Origin of the sequence: Burkholderia sp. MSh2 (assembly GCF_000731655.1) — a bacterium.
In the GTDB taxonomy this organism is placed as follows: Bacteria; Pseudomonadota; Gammaproteobacteria; order Burkholderiales; family Burkholderiaceae; genus Burkholderia; species Burkholderia paludis.
Window position 1 is genome coordinate 1 of sequence record NZ_JPGM01000091.1, and the last position, 16,029, is coordinate 16,029.

At 67.6% G+C, this 16,029-nt stretch carries 17 protein-coding genes; 10 read left to right on the plus strand and 7 right to left on the minus strand.

The window, feature by feature from the left end; genetic code table 11:
- Window positions 1-66 precede the first annotated feature (66 nt).
- Both GQ57_RS43480 and trpS read left to right on the plus strand, forming a co-directional pair.
- Window positions 67-222, plus strand: coding sequence for a hypothetical protein (locus tag GQ57_RS43480; RefSeq protein WP_162836116.1), 156 nt, complete (start codon window positions 67-69; stop codon window positions 220-222).
- Between the two features lie 209 nt (window positions 223-431).
- Window positions 432-1,445, plus strand: coding sequence for a tryptophan--tRNA ligase (trpS, locus tag GQ57_RS35085; protein WP_031402980.1), 1,014 nt, complete (start codon window positions 432-434; stop codon window positions 1,443-1,445).
- A gap of 68 nt (window positions 1,446-1,513) precedes the next feature.
- Here trpS and GQ57_RS35090 read toward each other — a convergent pair whose 3' ends face one another.
- The 5 genes from GQ57_RS35090 to GQ57_RS35110 all read right to left on the minus strand — a co-directional run bounded on the left by GQ57_RS35090 (window position 1,514) and on the right by GQ57_RS35110 (window position 6,168).
- Window positions 1,514-1,900: a VOC family protein gene (locus tag GQ57_RS35090; RefSeq protein ID WP_031402981.1), complete on the minus strand. Its 387-nt coding sequence runs from the start codon at window positions 1,898-1,900 to the stop codon at window positions 1,514-1,516.
- A gap of 87 nt (window positions 1,901-1,987) precedes the next feature.
- The gene (locus tag GQ57_RS35095; protein WP_034200288.1) at window positions 1,988-2,593 is read right to left on the minus strand and encodes an SMI1/KNR4 family protein; all 606 of its coding nucleotides are present in this window, start codon (window positions 2,591-2,593) and stop codon (window positions 1,988-1,990) included.
- 79 nt (window positions 2,594-2,672) lie between these two features.
- Window positions 2,673-3,593, minus strand: coding sequence for a bestrophin family protein (locus tag GQ57_RS35100; RefSeq protein WP_031402983.1), 921 nt, complete (start codon window positions 3,591-3,593; stop codon window positions 2,673-2,675).
- 163 nt (window positions 3,594-3,756) lie between these two features.
- Complete coding sequence (gene cydB / locus GQ57_RS35105; protein WP_031402984.1) at window positions 3,757-4,764, minus strand: cytochrome d ubiquinol oxidase subunit II; 1,008 nt, start codon at window positions 4,762-4,764, stop codon at window positions 3,757-3,759.
- 3 nt (window positions 4,765-4,767) lie between these two features.
- Window positions 4,768-6,168 (minus strand): cytochrome ubiquinol oxidase subunit I, encoded by a 1,401-nt coding sequence (locus tag GQ57_RS35110; protein ID WP_031402985.1) that lies wholly within the window; start codon window positions 6,166-6,168, stop codon window positions 4,768-4,770.
- A 424-nt stretch (window positions 6,169-6,592) separates the two neighbouring features.
- Between GQ57_RS35110 and fdhD the strand changes: the two genes are divergently transcribed.
- From fdhD to moaD, 5 genes are all read left to right on the plus strand, one after another.
- Window positions 6,593-7,459 carry a formate dehydrogenase accessory sulfurtransferase FdhD gene (fdhD, locus tag GQ57_RS35115; protein ID WP_034200289.1) on the plus strand — a complete coding sequence of 289 codons (867 nt, stop codon included), beginning with the start codon at window positions 6,593-6,595 and terminating at the stop codon, window positions 7,457-7,459.
- Window positions 7,456-8,670 (plus strand): molybdopterin molybdotransferase MoeA, encoded by a 1,215-nt coding sequence (locus GQ57_RS35120; protein WP_034200290.1) that lies wholly within the window; start codon window positions 7,456-7,458, stop codon window positions 8,668-8,670. Before fdhD ends, GQ57_RS35120 begins: the two co-directional genes overlap by 4 nt.
- A 151-nt stretch (window positions 8,671-8,821) precedes the next feature.
- Window positions 8,822-9,949 (plus strand): GTP 3',8-cyclase MoaA, encoded by a 1,128-nt coding sequence (gene moaA / locus GQ57_RS35125; protein WP_034200291.1) that lies wholly within the window; start codon window positions 8,822-8,824, stop codon window positions 9,947-9,949.
- A gap of 47 nt (window positions 9,950-9,996) precedes the next feature.
- The gene (locus GQ57_RS35130) at window positions 9,997-10,569 is read left to right on the plus strand and encodes a molybdenum cofactor biosynthesis protein MoaE (protein WP_034200292.1); all 573 of its coding nucleotides are present in this window, start codon (window positions 9,997-9,999) and stop codon (window positions 10,567-10,569) included.
- A gap of 52 nt (window positions 10,570-10,621) precedes the next feature.
- The gene (gene moaD, locus GQ57_RS35135; protein WP_031402990.1) at window positions 10,622-10,879 is read left to right on the plus strand and encodes a molybdopterin converting factor subunit 1; all 258 of its coding nucleotides are present in this window, start codon (window positions 10,622-10,624) and stop codon (window positions 10,877-10,879) included.
- A 70-nt stretch (window positions 10,880-10,949) separates the two neighbouring features.
- On the opposite strand, the gene GQ57_RS35140 is transcribed toward moaD, so the two are convergent.
- Window positions 10,950-11,966: an AraC family transcriptional regulator gene (locus GQ57_RS35140; protein ID WP_034200298.1), complete on the minus strand. Its 1,017-nt coding sequence runs from the start codon at window positions 11,964-11,966 to the stop codon at window positions 10,950-10,952.
- A 132-nt stretch (window positions 11,967-12,098) separates the two neighbouring features.
- On the opposite strand from GQ57_RS35140, the gene GQ57_RS35145 reads away from it, so the two are divergent.
- Window positions 12,099-13,130 carry a 2Fe-2S iron-sulfur cluster-binding protein gene (locus GQ57_RS35145; protein WP_034200293.1) on the plus strand — a complete coding sequence of 344 codons (1,032 nt, stop codon included), beginning with the start codon at window positions 12,099-12,101 and terminating at the stop codon, window positions 13,128-13,130.
- Between the two features lie 34 nt (window positions 13,131-13,164).
- Entirely contained in the window at window positions 13,165-14,322 is a 1,158-nt protein-coding gene (locus GQ57_RS35150; RefSeq protein ID WP_034200294.1) for an alkane 1-monooxygenase, read from the plus strand.
- Window positions 14,323-14,576: 254 nt separating this feature from the next.
- On the opposite strand, the gene GQ57_RS44200 is transcribed toward GQ57_RS35150, so the two are convergent.
- Window positions 14,577-14,852 carry a carboxymuconolactone decarboxylase family protein gene (locus tag GQ57_RS44200; RefSeq protein WP_081896848.1) on the minus strand — a complete coding sequence of 92 codons (276 nt, stop codon included), beginning with the start codon at window positions 14,850-14,852 and terminating at the stop codon, window positions 14,577-14,579.
- A 149-nt stretch (window positions 14,853-15,001) separates the two neighbouring features.
- On the opposite strand from GQ57_RS44200, the gene GQ57_RS35160 reads away from it, so the two are divergent.
- Window positions 15,002-16,021 carry an acyltransferase family protein gene (locus GQ57_RS35160; protein ID WP_034200295.1) on the plus strand — a complete coding sequence of 340 codons (1,020 nt, stop codon included), beginning with the start codon at window positions 15,002-15,004 and terminating at the stop codon, window positions 16,019-16,021.
- The last annotated feature ends 8 nt before the right edge of the window (window positions 16,022-16,029 follow it).

The following is a 16,029-nucleotide window of genomic DNA, read 5'->3' on the forward strand; positions in this document are numbered from 1 at the left end:
CCCCGGCGCCGCCCCACCCGACCCGTTGCAGCAACCGTTGGAGTGGCGCCTCGCGCGCCAGCAAGCATGAAGAAACTGAAGCCGCCCCTGCGCCCCCCGCGCGACAAGGACCGCACGCCGCTGGTACGCGCCGGCGCGTTACTGCTGATGGCCGGCCTGCTGTACCTGCTGTGGCCGTCCGCCGAAACCGCCTGCCTCGCGATGGAGTCGGTCTTGCGCTGACGCGGCGCGTCCGGCCCCGCACTGCGCTATACTTGCGCGATGGAAACCCGACCCGCCTCGCCGAACGTGCATTGCTGGTGGCGCGCCTGACCCAGGCGGCCCGTTTCCTTTTGCATGTCCCGAACGTGATGCCGCCAGCGATGGCGGCATTCGTGTTTCTGGGCCGACATCATGGCTGGCGGTCTCGATAACCCGTAACAACGACCACCATGACCCAACCGTCCCGACCGATCATCCTTACCGGCGACCGCACGACCGGCCCGCTGCACCTCGGCCACTACATCGGCTCGCTGCGCGCGCGCGTGCAGATGCAGCACGAAGCGACGCAGTTCCTGCTGCTCGCCGACACGCAGGCATTGACCGACAACATGGGCCGCCGCCAGCGCGTCACCGACAACGTGATCGAGGTCGCGCTCGACTATCTCGCCGTCGGCATCGATCCGGCCATTTCGACGATCGTCGTGCAGTCGCAGGTGCCCGAGCTTGCCGAACTGTCGCAATACCTGCTCAACCTCGTGACGGTCGCGCGCCTCGAACGCAATCCGACCATCAAGGAAGAGATCCGCCTGCGCGGTTTCGAGCGCGACATCCCGGCCGGCTTCCTGACCTACCCGGTGAGCCAGGCGGCCGACATCACCGCGTTCAAGGCGACCCACGTGCCGGTCGGCGACGACCAGTTGCCGATGATCGAGCAGACCAACGAACTCGTGCGCCGCTTCAACGCGACCGTCGAGCAGCCGGTTCTGGTCGAATGCGAGGCCGTGCTGTCGTCGGTCACGCGGCTGCCGGGCATCGACGGCAAGGCGAAGATGAGCAAGTCGCTCGGCAACGCGATCACGCTCGGCTCGACGCCGGACGAGATCGCGCAGGCCGTGAAGGACATGTACACCGACCCGAACCATCTGCGCGTGAGCGATCCCGGCCAGGTCGAAGGCAACGTCGTGTTCACGTTCCTCGATGCGTTCGAGCCCGACGTCGCGAAGGTCGACGAGCTGAAGGCCCACTATCGCCGCGGCGGGCTCGGCGACAGCGTCGTCAAGCGCGTGCTGAACGAGCGGCTGCAGGCGCTGATCGAGCCGATCCGCACGCGCCGCCGCGAGTTCGAGACCGACAAGGCCGAGGTGATGGCGATCCTGAAGCGCGGCACGATGCACGCGCGGGATGTGGCGGGTGCGACGCTCGCGGAGGTGAAGGGCGCGATGGGGCTGAACTACTTCGATTGAGCGGCGCCGGCGACGCGAACGCATGAACGGGCCGCGGCCGGGCGGCCCGCACCGCGCGTCGCTTCACGTCACTTCATCTGCATCAGCTGAATCAGGTTCCCGCACGTGTCGTCGACGATCGCGACGCGTACGGGCCCCGCGTCCATCGGCTCCAGCATGAAGCGGACCCCGAGCGCCTTGAGCCGCGCGGACTCCGCGACGAGATCGTCGACCTGGAACGACGCCGCCGGAATGCCGTCCTCGTACAGCGCCTGCCGGTACGGCCCGACCGCGCGATGGGTGCCCGGCTCGAGCAGCAGCTCGGTGCCGTCGGGCTGGTCTTTCGACACCACGGTCAGCCAGCGGTACTCGCCCACCGGCACGTTGTTCTTCAGCCTGAACCCGAGCGTGTCGGTATAGAACGCCAACGCCTTGTCCTGGTCGTCGACGAAGAGGCTCGTCACGTAGATGCGCATCGCTCACACTCCTGAACCGGCAGCCGGTGAACGACCTCCACCCGGCCACGCCGAACGGTCCGCGCCGGCAAACCGCCCCACCTCTCGCTACACTGCATCTTCATCTTCGTCTTCGTCGATGACAAACGCGTAACCTCCGTCGATCTGCTGGCGCAGGTAGCCGTCGAAATCGTCCGCGATCACCGCGTAGCTGTCGGGATCGTGCAGGAAGCGCACGACCTGCCCGACCTTGCCGCCCGGCGCCGGATCGAAATCGACGTAGAGCTGCGACGTGCCGCCGTTGTTCATGCAATGCGAGAAGCACAGGCGGCGGCTCATGGGCAGCGCGACGTCGATGCGCGGATCGACGAGATTGCCGTCGTCGTTCGCGTCTTCGCCGTAGATGTCCGCGATGCTGTCGCGGTACTGCGCGCCTTCTTCGAGTACCTGCCCGGCGGACAGCAGGTAGTAAGGGTATTCGTAGACGTCGGAGCCCAGCACCAGCACGGTGACGGTCGTGTCGCCGTAGTCGCGCCAGTAGGTGCCGTCGAGCTTGCCGAGCAGTTCCAGCAGGCTGGCCGGGCACGCCGGATACGTCGCGCGCAGTGCGTCGAGCTGCGCGGGCGTCGCGCCGGTGGCGACGGCGAGCGCGGCGTTGTCGGCGTCGGGCAATGCCGCGCGCAGGCCGGCAAGATAGGTATCGACGAGGGTCATGGCGAACGATCCGGGAAACCGGCAGAAACGGGCACGTGCCATTCTAGCGCCCGCCGCAATCCACCCGTGTCCCGCCCGCCTACGTGATCTGGTACGTCGACGCCGCCACGAATTCCTCGGGTATCGGGCGGTCGCCGAGTTCGAGCACCGAGCGCTCGACCGTCCGCGTGATCGCATCGAGCGCCAGTGCGTTCGGCGCGAGGCCGAACGGCTCGGCCACCTCGTTCGCGATCGCTTCCAGCGCGATCAGCGTGTACGCGATGAACACGCAGATCAGCGGCGTGAAGAACTCCGTCGAATCGACCAGGCCGAACGGCAGCAGCACGCAATACGCGTACACGGTACGGTGCAGCAGCACGCTGTACGAGAACGGGATCGGCGTCGACAGGATGCGCTCGCAGCCGCCCACCGCCTTGCCGAGCTCGTCCAGCTGCGCGTCGAACATCCAGCAGGTCGCCTCGCTGCCGGGCGCGCGGCCCAGCGCACGGACGATGCCGCCGCGCAGCTCGTCGAGGATCGCGACGGGCTTGAAGCATTTGCGCGCGAGTGCGGCCGCGCGCTCCGCCCCCAGGATGCGCTGCAGATCCTCGGCCGGATCGGTATGGCGCAGCTGGTGCTTCAGCGCATACGTGAACGCGATCAGGAGATCGGCGAGCCGGTTGCGCTCCGCGTCGCCGACGCTGTCGGGCAGATAGCGGTTCAGTTGCGACGTCAAGGTACGCGCCGCGATCAGCAGGTTGCCCCACAGATGCCGCGCCTCCTTGAAGCGCTCGAAGCTCGCGTTGTTGCGAAACGCGAGGAAGATCGCGAGCGCCAGCCCGAACAGCGTGAACGGCGCGGTGTTGAGCGGAATCTTCTCGCCGAAGATGCGTCCGTTCGTGAAGACCGCCAGCGTGCTGACGATCGCCATGAACACGAGCTGCGGAATGATCGATTGCAGCACGGAGCCGTTCCACACGAACAGCATCCTGAGCCAGTTTTGTCGCGGTCTGACGATCATGATGTTTTCTCGACTGCCAAGGAAATGCGCCGGACGGCGCGCCGGCGCCCGATGCACAACGGCCCGCACGTGGCGGGCCGCTGTCGGACGGGTGCCGTGCCGCAAGCGCGCTGCGCGTGATGATACGCCCGCGCACGCCGCGCCCCGTCACATCGCCTGTCGCTCAGTGATAGCCGATGTCGCCCTCGCGCACCTTGCCGCGGAACACGCGGTACTGCATCGCGTTGTACACGAGGATGATCGGCAGCACGATCACCGTGCCGACGAGCGCGAACAGCTGGCTCGAATGGCTCGACGATGCGTCCCAGATCGTCAGCGACGGCGGCACGATGTTCGGCCAGATGCTGATCACGAGCCCCGTATAGCCGAGGAACACCAGCGCGAGCGTCAGCAGGAACGGCGTGGCCTCGTGCTCGCGCTTCACGGTGTGGAAGATGCCCCACACGCACGCGACGACGAGCACCGGCACCGGCAGGAACCAGCCGAGGTCGCCGCTGCCGAACCAGCGGTGCGCGACGGCCGGCAGCCCGATCACGGTCCACAGGCTCACCACGCCCATCACCGCGAGCAGCACGCCCGCGAGCGGCTTCATCAGCAGCCGCATCTTGCGCTGCAGCTCGCCGTCCACCTTCAGGATCAGCCAGCCGCAGCCGAGCGTCGCGTAGGTGACGAGCACGCCGATCCCGCACAGCAGGCTGAACGGCGACAGCCAGTCGAACGGGCCGCCCGCGAACTGGTTGTTCACGACCTTGATGCCCTGCAGCAGCGAACCGAGCACGATCCCCTGGCAGAACGCCGCGAGCGCGGAACCGCCGATGAACGCGAGATCCCACATGTGCTGCGTACGGGTGGCCTTCGCGCGCAGTTCGAACGCCGCGCCGCGGAAGATCAGGCCGACCAGCATCAGCACGAGCGGCAGGTAGTTCGCGGGCAGCAGCGTCGAATACACCACCGGGAACGCGCCGTACAGGCCCGCGCCGCCGAGCACCAGGAAGGTCTCGTTGCCGTCCCACACCGGCGCGACGGTGTCGAGCATCACCTGGCGCTCGGCTTTCGCGTCGAAGAACGGAAACAGCAGCCCGATGCCGAGATCGAAGCCGTCCAGCATCACGTAGATGAATACGCCGAGGCCGATGATCGCGGCCCATACGACAGGAAGATCGATTTGCATGGCTTACTCCGCCTCGGTCACGTTCAGCGGCGTGGACAGCGCGCTCTTGCGCAGCCCCGGATGCCGGTGCAGCTCGATGTATCCGGCCTGGGCGGCCGGCCCGCGCTTCATCAGTTTCAACATGTAATAGATACCCGTTCCGAACACCAGGAAGTACACGACCACGAAGATCAGCAGCGACACGCCCACCTGCTGCGCGCTGAGCGGCGCGACCGAATCGACGGTGCGCAGCACGCCGTACACGGTCCACGGCTGCCGCCCGACCTCGGTCGTGATCCAGCCGGCCAGCAGCGCGACGATGCCCGACGGCCCCATGCCGACCACGAGCCACTGGAACCAGCGCGTTTCATACAGGCGCCCGCCCTTTCTCAGCAGCAGCCCGAGCAACGCGGTGAGCAGCATCAGCATCCCGAGGCCGGCCATGATCCGGAAGGTCCAGAAGATGATCGGCGAATACGGGCGGTCCTGCGGCGCGAATTCCTTCAGGCCGCGAATCTCGCCGTCCCAGCTGTGCGTGAGGATCAGGCTGCCGAGGTGCGGCAACTGGATCGCATAGCGCGTGGTCTCGGCCTGCATGTCGGGCAGACCGACGAGGTTCAGCGCGGTGCCGCCCTTCTCGGTTTCCCACAGCCCCTCGATCGCCGCGATCTTCGCCGGCTGGTACTGACGCGTGTTCAGGCCGTGCGCATCGCCGGCGAGGATCTGGATCGGCGCGAGCACCAGCAGCATCCACAGCGCCATCGAGAAGCTGCGCTTGACCGGCTCGTCGCGCCGCCCCTTCAGCAGGTGCCACGCACCGCATGCGGCGACGATGAAGCCGGCGACGATGAAGGCCGCGATCGTCATGTGCACGAGGCGGTACGGGAACGACGGGTTGAATACGATCTTGAACCAGTCGACCGGCACGACGAGGCCGTTCTCGATCTTGTAGCCCTGCGGCGTCTGCATGAAGCTGTTCGACGCGAGAATCCAGAAGGTCGAGATCAGCGTGCCGACCGCGACCATCAGCGTCGCGAAGAAGTGCGCGCGCGGGCTCACGCGCTGCCAGCCGAACAGCATCACGCCGAGGAAGCCGGCTTCGAGGAAGAACGCCGTCAGCACCTCATAGGTGAGCAGCGGGCCCGTGACGTTGCCCGCGATGCGCGAGAAGCCGGCCCAGTTGGTGCCGAACTCGTACGCCATCACGACGCCGGAGACCACGCCCATTCCGAAGCCGATCGCGAAGATCTTCGACCAGAACTGGAACATGGATTTGTAAGCGGCATCGCCGGTGACGAGATAGCGCCATTCCAGCACCGCCAGGAAGCTCGCCATACCGATGCTGATCGCGGGAAACACGATGTGGAACGACACCGTGAACGCGAATTGCAATCGTGCGAGATGGAACGCATCGAAGATTTCCATGACCGTAATTTGCTCGTGGTTGTGAGGACGTCCGCCCGAAGCAGGAAATCGTGCGACGGCTTGGCGACAACACATGCGAACACAAACGGTCACTCGCATGGCGTCGAAGCGTGAATGACGATATCGCGTTTGCAACGATACTCGCAATCATGCCGGCGCGCGTCGAAACTGTGCTGCCTCCGGGGCCGGAGATGTGTGTACGGAAAACACATTTCGTGCCCGCTCGACGGTCAGCTGTACTGCTTTCCACACTGCAAGGCTGTGTATCCGGCCCGCTGTTCACTCCACTTAACATGTTATGCAACGCCTGCCCGTGGCGGTAGCGCGCCGTTCCGGCGCCCGCCCGGCAGCCTCGATGCCCGTCGTTCGGCGCACGCGCCGAGCCCGGCCGCACCGCCGGCCGATCCGTCTGGAGAAAACAAGCATGGAGCCCTGCACCCGTCGCGACGAGCCGACCGGCAGCACCGCGTGCCGCGTGATACGTCACCGTGCCGGCGACGCGCGCGACACCGTCGACCGCGTCGTCGACGAGACGCCGGTTGCACTCGTGTTCAACGGCATTTCGCACACGGTCATGATGGCGACGCCGATCGACCTCGACGCGTTCGGCCTCGGCTTCGCGCTGAGCGAGGGCATCGTCGAGCGCGCGTCCGACGTATTCGACATCGAAAGCGAATGCCGGCCCGGCAGCGCCGAGGTGCGGCTCACCGTGGCGCAGCAGACGTTCATGGCGCTGAAGGCGCACCGTCGCGCGCTGGCCGGCCGCACGGGCTGCGGCGTGTGCGGAATCGAAAGCATCGCGCAGCTCGACCTGCATCCGCCGCGCATCGCCGCCGCGGGCGCCGCGGCCGGCATCGGCCCCGACGCGGTCGCCCGCGCCGCCCGCGCATTGCCGGCCCGCCAGACGCTGATGCGCGAGACGGGCGGCATCCACGCGGCCGCGTGGTGCGACCGCGACGGCGCCGTGCTCGACGTGTTCGAGGACGTCGGCCGCCATAACGCGCTCGACAAGCTGATCGGGCATCTGGCGCGGCGCCGCGCCGACCTGCGCGCCGGCTTCGTGTTCCTGTCGAGTCGCGCGAGCTACGAGCTGGTGCGCAAGGCCGCGCGGGTCGGCATCCCGATGATCGCGACGATCTCCGCACCCACGTCGCTCGCGATCGATGTCGCCCGCGAAGCCGGCGTGCGTCTGCTCGGCTTCTGCCGCAACGACGGCTTCGTCGAATACGTGTCGCCCGACGCCCTTCACCCCGACCAACCGGCGCCGGCGCAACCGGCCCTCTCGTCATGAAACACCTGTCCGATTTCGATACCGCGCAGCGGCAGTTCGCCGGCGCATTCGCGCCGCTTTCCGCCTGCGCCGCCCTGCCGGTCGCCGACGCGGCCGGCCACGTGCTGGCCGCACCGCTGACCGCCGTGCTCGACCAGCCGCCGGCCGACCAGAGCGCGATGGACGGCTATGCGGTGCGTCACGCGGATCTCGCGCACGGCGAGCCGCTGCGCGTCGCGCAGCGCTGCTACGCGGGCGACGTTCCGGCGCCGCTGGCCGCCCGCACGGCCGCGCGCATCTTCACCGGCAGCCTGATTCCGCCCGGCGCGGACACCGTCGTGATGCAGGAGCACGCCCGCGAACAGGAAGGATGGGTCACGTTCGACGCGCCGCAGCGCGGCGGCTCGCACATCCGGCGCCGCGGCGAGGAAGTGCGCGCCGGCGACCTGCTCGTGCCGGCCGGCGTGCGGCTCGGCGCGATGCACGTCGGCGTGGCCGCCGCCCAGGGTTTCGCGCACGTCGACGTGCGCCCGGCGCTGCGCGTCGGCCTCCTGACGACCGGCGACGAACTCGTCGCGTGCGGCGAGCCGCGTGCGCCGCAGCAGATCTACAACAGCAATGCGCCGATGCTTGCCGCGCTGGTAGCCGGAACCGGTGCCGGCGTCGCCATGCGGCTGCATGCGGCCGACACGGCGCCGGCCGTCGATCGCGCGCTGCGCGAGCTGCACGCGCAGTGCGATCTCGTAATCTGCGTCGGCGGCGCATCGGTCGGCGACAAGGACCTGCTGCGCCCCGCGCTGGCCGCGCTCGGCGCATCGTTCGTCGTGACCGGCGTGCGGATGAAACCCGGCAAGCCGGTCGCGCTCGCACGACTCGACACGCGGCCCGTGGTGCTGCTGCCCGGCAATCCGGGCGCCGCGATGACCGCGTTCGCGCTGTTCGTCGCGCCGCTGATCCGCCGCCTGCAGGGTCGCGACGCGTGCCTGCCGGCCGTGCCGTCGCTGCCGATCGACACCGGCTTCGAGCCGGATGCGCAGCGCGAGCGCTTCGTACGCGTGCGCTGCGCCGTCGGCGCCGACCGCGCGCCCGTGCTCGACACGCTGCGCCAGCAAGGCGCCGGCACGCTGCAGTCGCTCGTCCAGGCGAGCGGGCTCGCGCGGCTGCCGGCCGGGCGCGCGATCGCGCGCGGCGACACGGTTCCGTACTACGAATTCGCGCACTGGCTCGCATGATCGTGACGAACTGTATTCCTGCGATTCGGGCGCGATTGTGCCTCTGCCGGAAAAACCCGGCGGACTATCCTCACGATGACGCTCGTCACGACCCGCGCACCGACCTGTCGGCAACCGCGCGGCCGGCCGGCGACGCCGCCACGCTTACTCCATGCAGGCCGACGAACCGATCGTGAATGCCATCGCTTCCGCCGCGCCGGCCACCGCCGCCGCGCCATCCGGCGGCGCATCGCCCGGCGCCCTTCCCCGCCCGTCCGACACGCTCGGCCGCCCGCTGCGCGACCTGCGCCTGTCCGTCATCGATCAATGCAATTTCCGCTGCGGCTACTGCATGCCGCGCGAAGACTTCGGCGCCGACTATGCGTTCATGCCGTCGTCCGATCGGCTGTCGTTCGCGCAGCTGGAAAAGATCGCGCGCGCATTCACGTCGCTCGGCGTCGAGAAAATCCGCATCACCGGCGGCGAGCCGCTGCTGCGCCGCAACCTCGAGGCGCTGATCGAGCGGCTCGCCGCGCTGACGACCGTCGACGGCAAGCCCGTCGAGATCGCGCTGACCACCAACGGCTCGCTGCTCGCCGCGAAGGCGCGCGCGCTGCGCGATGCGGGGCTGTCGCGCGTGACCGTGAGCCTCGACGCGCTCGACGATGCGGCGTTCCGCCGGATGAGCGACGCCGACGTGCCCGTGTCGCGCGTGCTGGCCGGCATCGAGGCCGCGCAGGCCGTCGGGCTCGCGCCGGTGAAGGTCAACGCGGTGATCGAGCGAGGCGCGAACGAGGACCAGATCCTGCCGCTCGTGCGCCACTTCCGGCATACGGGCGTGGCCGTGCGCTTCATCGAATACATGGACGTCGGCGGCGCGAGCTTCTGGTCCGGCGACAAGGTGGTGCCGGCCGCGCGGATGCGCGAACTGATCGACGCGCACTATCCGCTCGTGCTCGTCGGCGAACCGGGGCACGACGCCACCGCGATCCGTTGCGCGCACATCGACGGCGCGGGCGAAGTCGGCTTCATCGCGAGCGTGTCGCACCCGTTCTGCGGCACCTGCTCGCGCGCACGCGTGTCGGCCGACGGGCAGCTCTATACGTGCCTGTTCGCGACGCAGGGCACCGACCTGCGGCCGTGGCTCGACGAGGCCGCCTCGACCGACGCGCTCGCGGCCGCCGTGCGCGAGCGCTGGACGCGACGCGACGACCGCTATTCCGAGCGCCGGGCCGCACGGCCGGCCCGCGCGCCGGGCAAGACCTATCCGACCGTGCGCATGTCGCTCGTCGGCGGCTGACCGGCCGCCGCGCGACACGGGACGCACCGCCTACAGGAGAACCCGTCATGACGACCTTCACCGAATCCCGCGCCGGGCTGCCGGACGAACCGCCGCGCGCCGGCAGCCACCCGCCTCCCGCCGATGCGGCCGAGCCGCACGCCGGGCCGCCGCCCGCGATTGCCGCCGGCTTCGAGGTGCGCGTGCAGTACGCCGCGATCGACGCGGGGGCGGAGCTGGCGCCGATCGTTCGCAATCCGAATGTCGGCGCGGTCGTGAACTTCCTCGGCGTCGTGCGCAAGGAAGGCGACGTCGACGACGTCGTCGCCCTGGAGGTCGAGCACTACCCGACGATGACCGAACAGGCGCTGTGGAGCATCGTCGAGGAAGCCAGCGCGCGCTGGCGGCTCGAAGCGGTCAGGATCGTGCACCGCGTCGGCCGCATTCCGCTCGGCCAGGCGGTGGTGCTGGTCGTGGTCGCCGCCGCGCATCGCGGGTCCGCGTTCGATGCGTGCGAATTCCTGATGGACTTCCTGAAGACCCATGCGCCGTTCTGGAAGAAGGAGATTCGCCACGACGGCGAATCCGGCTGGGTGGAGGCGAAGGCGCACGACGACCAGGCAATGCGGCGCTGGGGCTGACCGCGCCCGCTCCGCGGGTTCCGATTCCGCCGATTCCATTGAAGACATCGCAATGAAACTGACGATCAAATACTTCGCAAGCATTCGCGAACGGCTCGAACGCGACGAGGAAACCGTCGAGGTCGATGCGCGCGAGCTTACCGTCGACGCGCTGCGCGGCACGCTGGCCGCGCGCGACGCACGCAGCGCGGACGCGTTGCGGATGGACCGCCCCGTGCGGGCGGCCGTGAATCTCGAGATGGTGGCCGGGGATTTCGTCGTGCGCGAAGACAGCGAGGTCGCGTTCTTTCCGCCGGTGACGGGCGGCTGACGTCACGCCTGCCGCGCGACGCCCCGTCTCGCGCGCTCCGGCGAGCGGCGGCGGCGCGGATCGCGACGCCTCACGAACCGCTGGCGGCCCGCCGGAATTCCGACGGCGACCGGCCTTCCCAGCGGATGAACGCCCGCCGGAAATTCCCGAGGCTGTCGTAGCCGAGCAGGAAGGCGATTTCCTGCAGACTGAGCTTGTTCGACCGCACGCTCTCGACCGCCAGCGTATGGCGCACGCTCTCGAGTATCTCGCGATACGACGTCCCGTCGTCGGCCAGGCGCCGATGCAGCGTGCGCGGCGTCATGTTCAGCAATTGCGCGGTCAGCTGTTGCGACGGGAACGCGCCCGCCTTCTCGAGCATCAGCCGCCGGACCCGGGAAGGCAGCGCATGCTGCCGGCTCAGGTTCGCGAGCTCGGTCTGGCAGATGCGCACCGCCTCCGTCAACGCGCAAGCGTTGCTGCTGCCGAGCGGCCGGTCGAGATCGCCGGCCCGGAAGTCCAGGCCCGCCCAGTTCAGGCCGTAACGGACGTCGCAGCCGAACAGCTCCCCCGCCAGGGTCGCATAGCCGGGCACGTCGAACGGAAACGCCACGAATGACGCGGGGCTCGCTCCCCGCGTGAGGTAGTCGAGCAGGTTCTTGATCGTCAACACGATCGCTTCCATCACCGGCTGCCGGATCGCGTCGAGCGGGTAACCGTCGACGAACGCGAGACGTGCGTGTTCGCCCGCGATCTCGAGCTTCGCGGAAACGAGGGTGGTCCGCACCTGCACGAAGCGCTCGATGAGTTCGAGGGCCTGTCGCAGCGTCACGCTGTTCGTGATCGCATAACCCAGTATCCCGTGACTGCCGACGCGCAGGCGCTCCCCGACGAGCAGCCCGAACGCCGGCTCGCCGGTCGCGGCGATGGCATCGCTCACCAGCCGCTTGAATGCATCGAAGGACAGGCCCTGGACGGTCAGTTCGCCGTTCGCGCCGGGGCGCTGCAATTGCACGAACCAGTCGGGCAGGCGTGCGCCCATCCGGACGACCTGGTCCGAGATTTGAAGCGCGTAGTGCGGTTGAAGGAAAAAGTCCGTCTCGGACATGTCGGACATCCTCGCTGGGTGACGGACCTCAATTGACCTCAAATGCGCCATCGATGTCAATTCGAGCACTCCCGCACCGGCGGCCGGTTCCCTACGATGAACGCACCTCAATCGTGCCGACCGGAAGGAAACATGCTCAGGTTCCTGACAAAGCCCAAGACTGTGACAGCCGTCGTCAACGGGCGCGCCATCGCCGTCCAGCCGGGGGAAACGCTGCTGCAGGCAGCGTTGCGCCACGGCCTCGACTTTCCGCACAGCTGCCGTGTCGGCGGATGCGCGACCTGCAAGTGCCGGCTGATCGACGGCCGCGTGAAGGAACTCACGCAAACCGGATACATCCTGTCGGACGAGGACCTCGATCAGGGCTTCATCCTGGCCTGCCAGAGCGTCCCGCGATCGGACGTCAGCATCGCCGTCGACATGAGCCGCAACGGCGAGCGGCGCACGGTCGGCGGCCGCGTGACCGGCCAGGACCGGCTGACGCACGACATCCTGCGCCTGCGCATCCAGCTCGACGAAGCGCTTCCGTACAAGGCCGGACAGCATGCGCGGCTGTCCATCGCATCCCTGCCCGGCGAGGCGCGCAGCTACTCGTTCGCGACGCGGGTGCGGCCGGACGCGCAGGCGGTGTTTTTCGTGCGCCGGGTGCCCGGCGGCCTGTTCTCCGGTCACGTGCACGCGCACGATCTCGTCGGCACGACCGCGACCGTCGAAGGCCCGCTCGGCGATTTCTGGATGCGCCCCGCCGCCGCTCCGCTGCTCCTGATCGCCGGCGGCAGCGGGCTCGCGCCCGTACTGGCGCTGCTGGAAGACGGCGCGGCGGCGCGCGTGGCGCGCCCGGTCACGCTGCTGTTCGGCGCGCGCACGCAGCGCGATCTGTACGCGCTCGACACGATTGCCGATCTCGCGCGCCGCTGGCACGACCGCTTCGACTTCCTGCCGATCCTGTCCGAGGAGCCGCCCGATTCGTCGTGGCGAGGCGCACGCGGCCTCGTCACCGACGGCATCGCCGGCGACCTGCCGGCCGATGCGCATGCCTACCTGTGCGGGCCGCCCCGGATGATCGACGCGGCCACCGACCTGCTGACGGCGCGCGGCCTTGCCCGCGCGCACATTCACGCGGATCGGTTCGCCACGCAACACGATGTGCAGGCAGTCGCCTGAATTCCAATATCCATCCGAAGGAGGAGACGTTCCCATGCATCACTACCTGAAGTATTTTCTGTTCCACCTGGTCGGCCTCTCGTCGGTCGTCGCGTTCATCGCGGGAGGCGCGTGGATCACGATCGACCTCGTCGCGATCCTCGCGTTCTACATCGTCGGCGACGCGATAGGCGGCGACGACACGTCGACGCCCGTCCTGCGCCATCCCGGCATCCTGACGTTTCAGCTCTGGATGGCGCTGCCGCTGCTGTCGCTGATCGTGTTCGCGTCGGTCTGGTCGATGGCCGGCGCCGATCCGCTCGGATTCGGCGCGCTGATCGAACGACTGACCGGATACGACGCGCTGGCCGCGCGCGCGGCGGCGAACCCGGCGCACCATGTGTCCGGCGTCGTGCTGACCGGCCTGATGATCGGCATGATCGGCACCATTCCCGCGCACGAGCTGACCCATCGCACGTGGGACCGGATGTCGATGTTCATCGGCCGCTGGCTGCTCGCGTTCAGCTTCGATACGGTCTTCTCGATCGAGCACGTGTACGGGCACCATCGCTACGTGTCCACCACCGAAGACCCCGCGACGGCGCCGCGCGGCCGCAACGTGTATGTCCACGTCCTCGTGTCGACGGTCAAGGGCAACGTCAGCGCGTGGAAGATCGAGGCGAAACGCCTGAAGCGGGCCGGGCACGGGCGGCTGACGCCGTTCAACGCGGTCATTCGCGGCCACCTGATGAGCGTGCTGCTGCTCGCGGGCGCGTGGAGCGCCGGCGGATACAGGACGGGCGTCTACTTCCTGCTCTGCGCGCTGTGGGGCAAGGCGCTGCTGGAAATCGTCAACTACATGGAGCACTACGGCATCGTTCGCGATCCGGGCACGCCGGTCCAGCCGCGTCACTCGTGGAATACCAATCGACGCATCAGTTCGTGGTCCATGTTCAACCTGACGCGCCATTCGCATCATCACGCGCAGGGCGAAGTGCCTTATCAGGATCTCAAACCGTTTTCCGACGCCCCGATGATGATCGGCGGCTACCTGACGACGATCGTCGTCGCGATGCTCCCGCCGCTCTGGCACCGGCTGATGACGCCGAAGGTGCTCGCCTGGGATCGCGTCCATGCGACCGACCCGGAGCGACGTCTCGCGGCCGCCGCCAATGCCCGCAGCGGCGTGGCCGGGTTCGCGACCGCGACGTGAGTCGCGCCGGGCGCGCCCGCTTCCGGGCGAATGCGATCCGCCGGGCGGACCTGCGCACACGGGGCGTCGGGCGATGTCGCATCAGGTTCGGACATCGTGCACGCCGGTGTCGCATGGCGCGGACCGAGGACTGGACGGAGCCGGCAGCGATGCGGCCCGGCCATGCCCGAACGCCCCGTCTTCGACGCCTGGCAAGCCGGCGGATTTGCTATCGAGCAGTGCAATTCACGCGTAGGGCATCGGGAATCCCTCCGTCACTCGGGAAGCGCGGCCAGCGCATTGACCGCGGATGCCGCGGCGGGCCAGCCGGCGTAAAACGCGAGGTGGGTCAACAACTCGCGCAGTCCGCGTTTCATCACGCCGTCGGCAATGGCCTTTTGCCTGTGTCCGCTCAACTGGTGTAGCGACAGGATCGATCTGACACGACGAGACTCAGGATGAGTCTCGCTGAACCCCGCATCTTTCGTGCCATAATTCCGCCGGCCTCCCGCCAATTCGAATTGGATGGTGTCTCGGCGACCACAACGCATCGCATCAGCCCGATGCGGGGTCGCCGTGCAATGCCCGACAGACGGAAATGTCTGATTTGCACTGCAAATGACACTAGCGGCGGCATCAAATACGTGCTTCTTCGCAGACGGGTAAAGCCGTGCGTCTTAGATAAACCCATGGCATTGGAATGCAGTATAAAAATAACTTCGATTTCTTGCGGCTGCTCGCCGCTTTCATGGTGCTGTTCAGCCATCAGTTCGCACTGCTGGGCAGACCCCAGCCGGTCCTCGACTCGAATCTGGAGCTTGGCGCCCTGGGTGTTTCGATCTTTTTCTCAATCAGCGGCTATCTCGTCGTCCAGAGCTGGCAGCGAGATCCAAACCTGATCCGCTTTGCACTGAAGCGCTTCCTCCGGATTTGGCCGGGGTTATTCGTCGTCACTACCCTGGCCGCGTTCGTGGTCGGCCCGATCGTTTCCGAGCTGGAAGTCTCCGAGTACTTCCAGGATTCGCTGGTTGTTCGATATATGGACAATCTGCGCCTCCGGATGAACTACCAGTTGCCCGGCGTATTCGTAAACAACCCATTCCCCAATGCGGTAAACGGATCGACGTGGACAATCCCGATCGAAGTCAGATGGTATGTCTACCTGGCTATCGCAGGCGCGCTGACGCTTGTCGGACGACGTCACATCGTCCTGCTCGCGGTCATCGCGTTTGTTATCTATCACTTCGGCATTTACGGTGCGGAAACCAACCCGAACCGGGTGCCCAACAGAGAATACGGGCTGTACTTCTGCTTCGGTGCGCTCATGGGGTTGTACCGGGACAAATGGAAATCGCAGCGGCTTGCGTGGGCCGCCCTCATTGCACTTGCCGGCATCTCGACGTACTTCATGGGGCAGCAGCTCCTGGGCACCCTCGTCACCCTTGCCCCGCTGACCGTCATGCTTGGGGATGCGTCCACGACATTTCTCAGGCGCTTCGGCCGATTCGGCGATCTGTCCTATGGCGTATATATCTACGCCTTCGTCGTGCAGCAAACGCTTGTCTGGTATTTCGGCGCCGAGTTGTCATTTGCCGCCCACTTCACGATGGCGACGGCGATCACACTGGGGTTCGCCTGGCTGTCATGGCACCTGGTTGAAAAACCCGTGCTGGCGTTCAAGAGTGCCGCTCCGTCGAGCCAGCGCATGGCCTGGTTCTGATGCCGGAG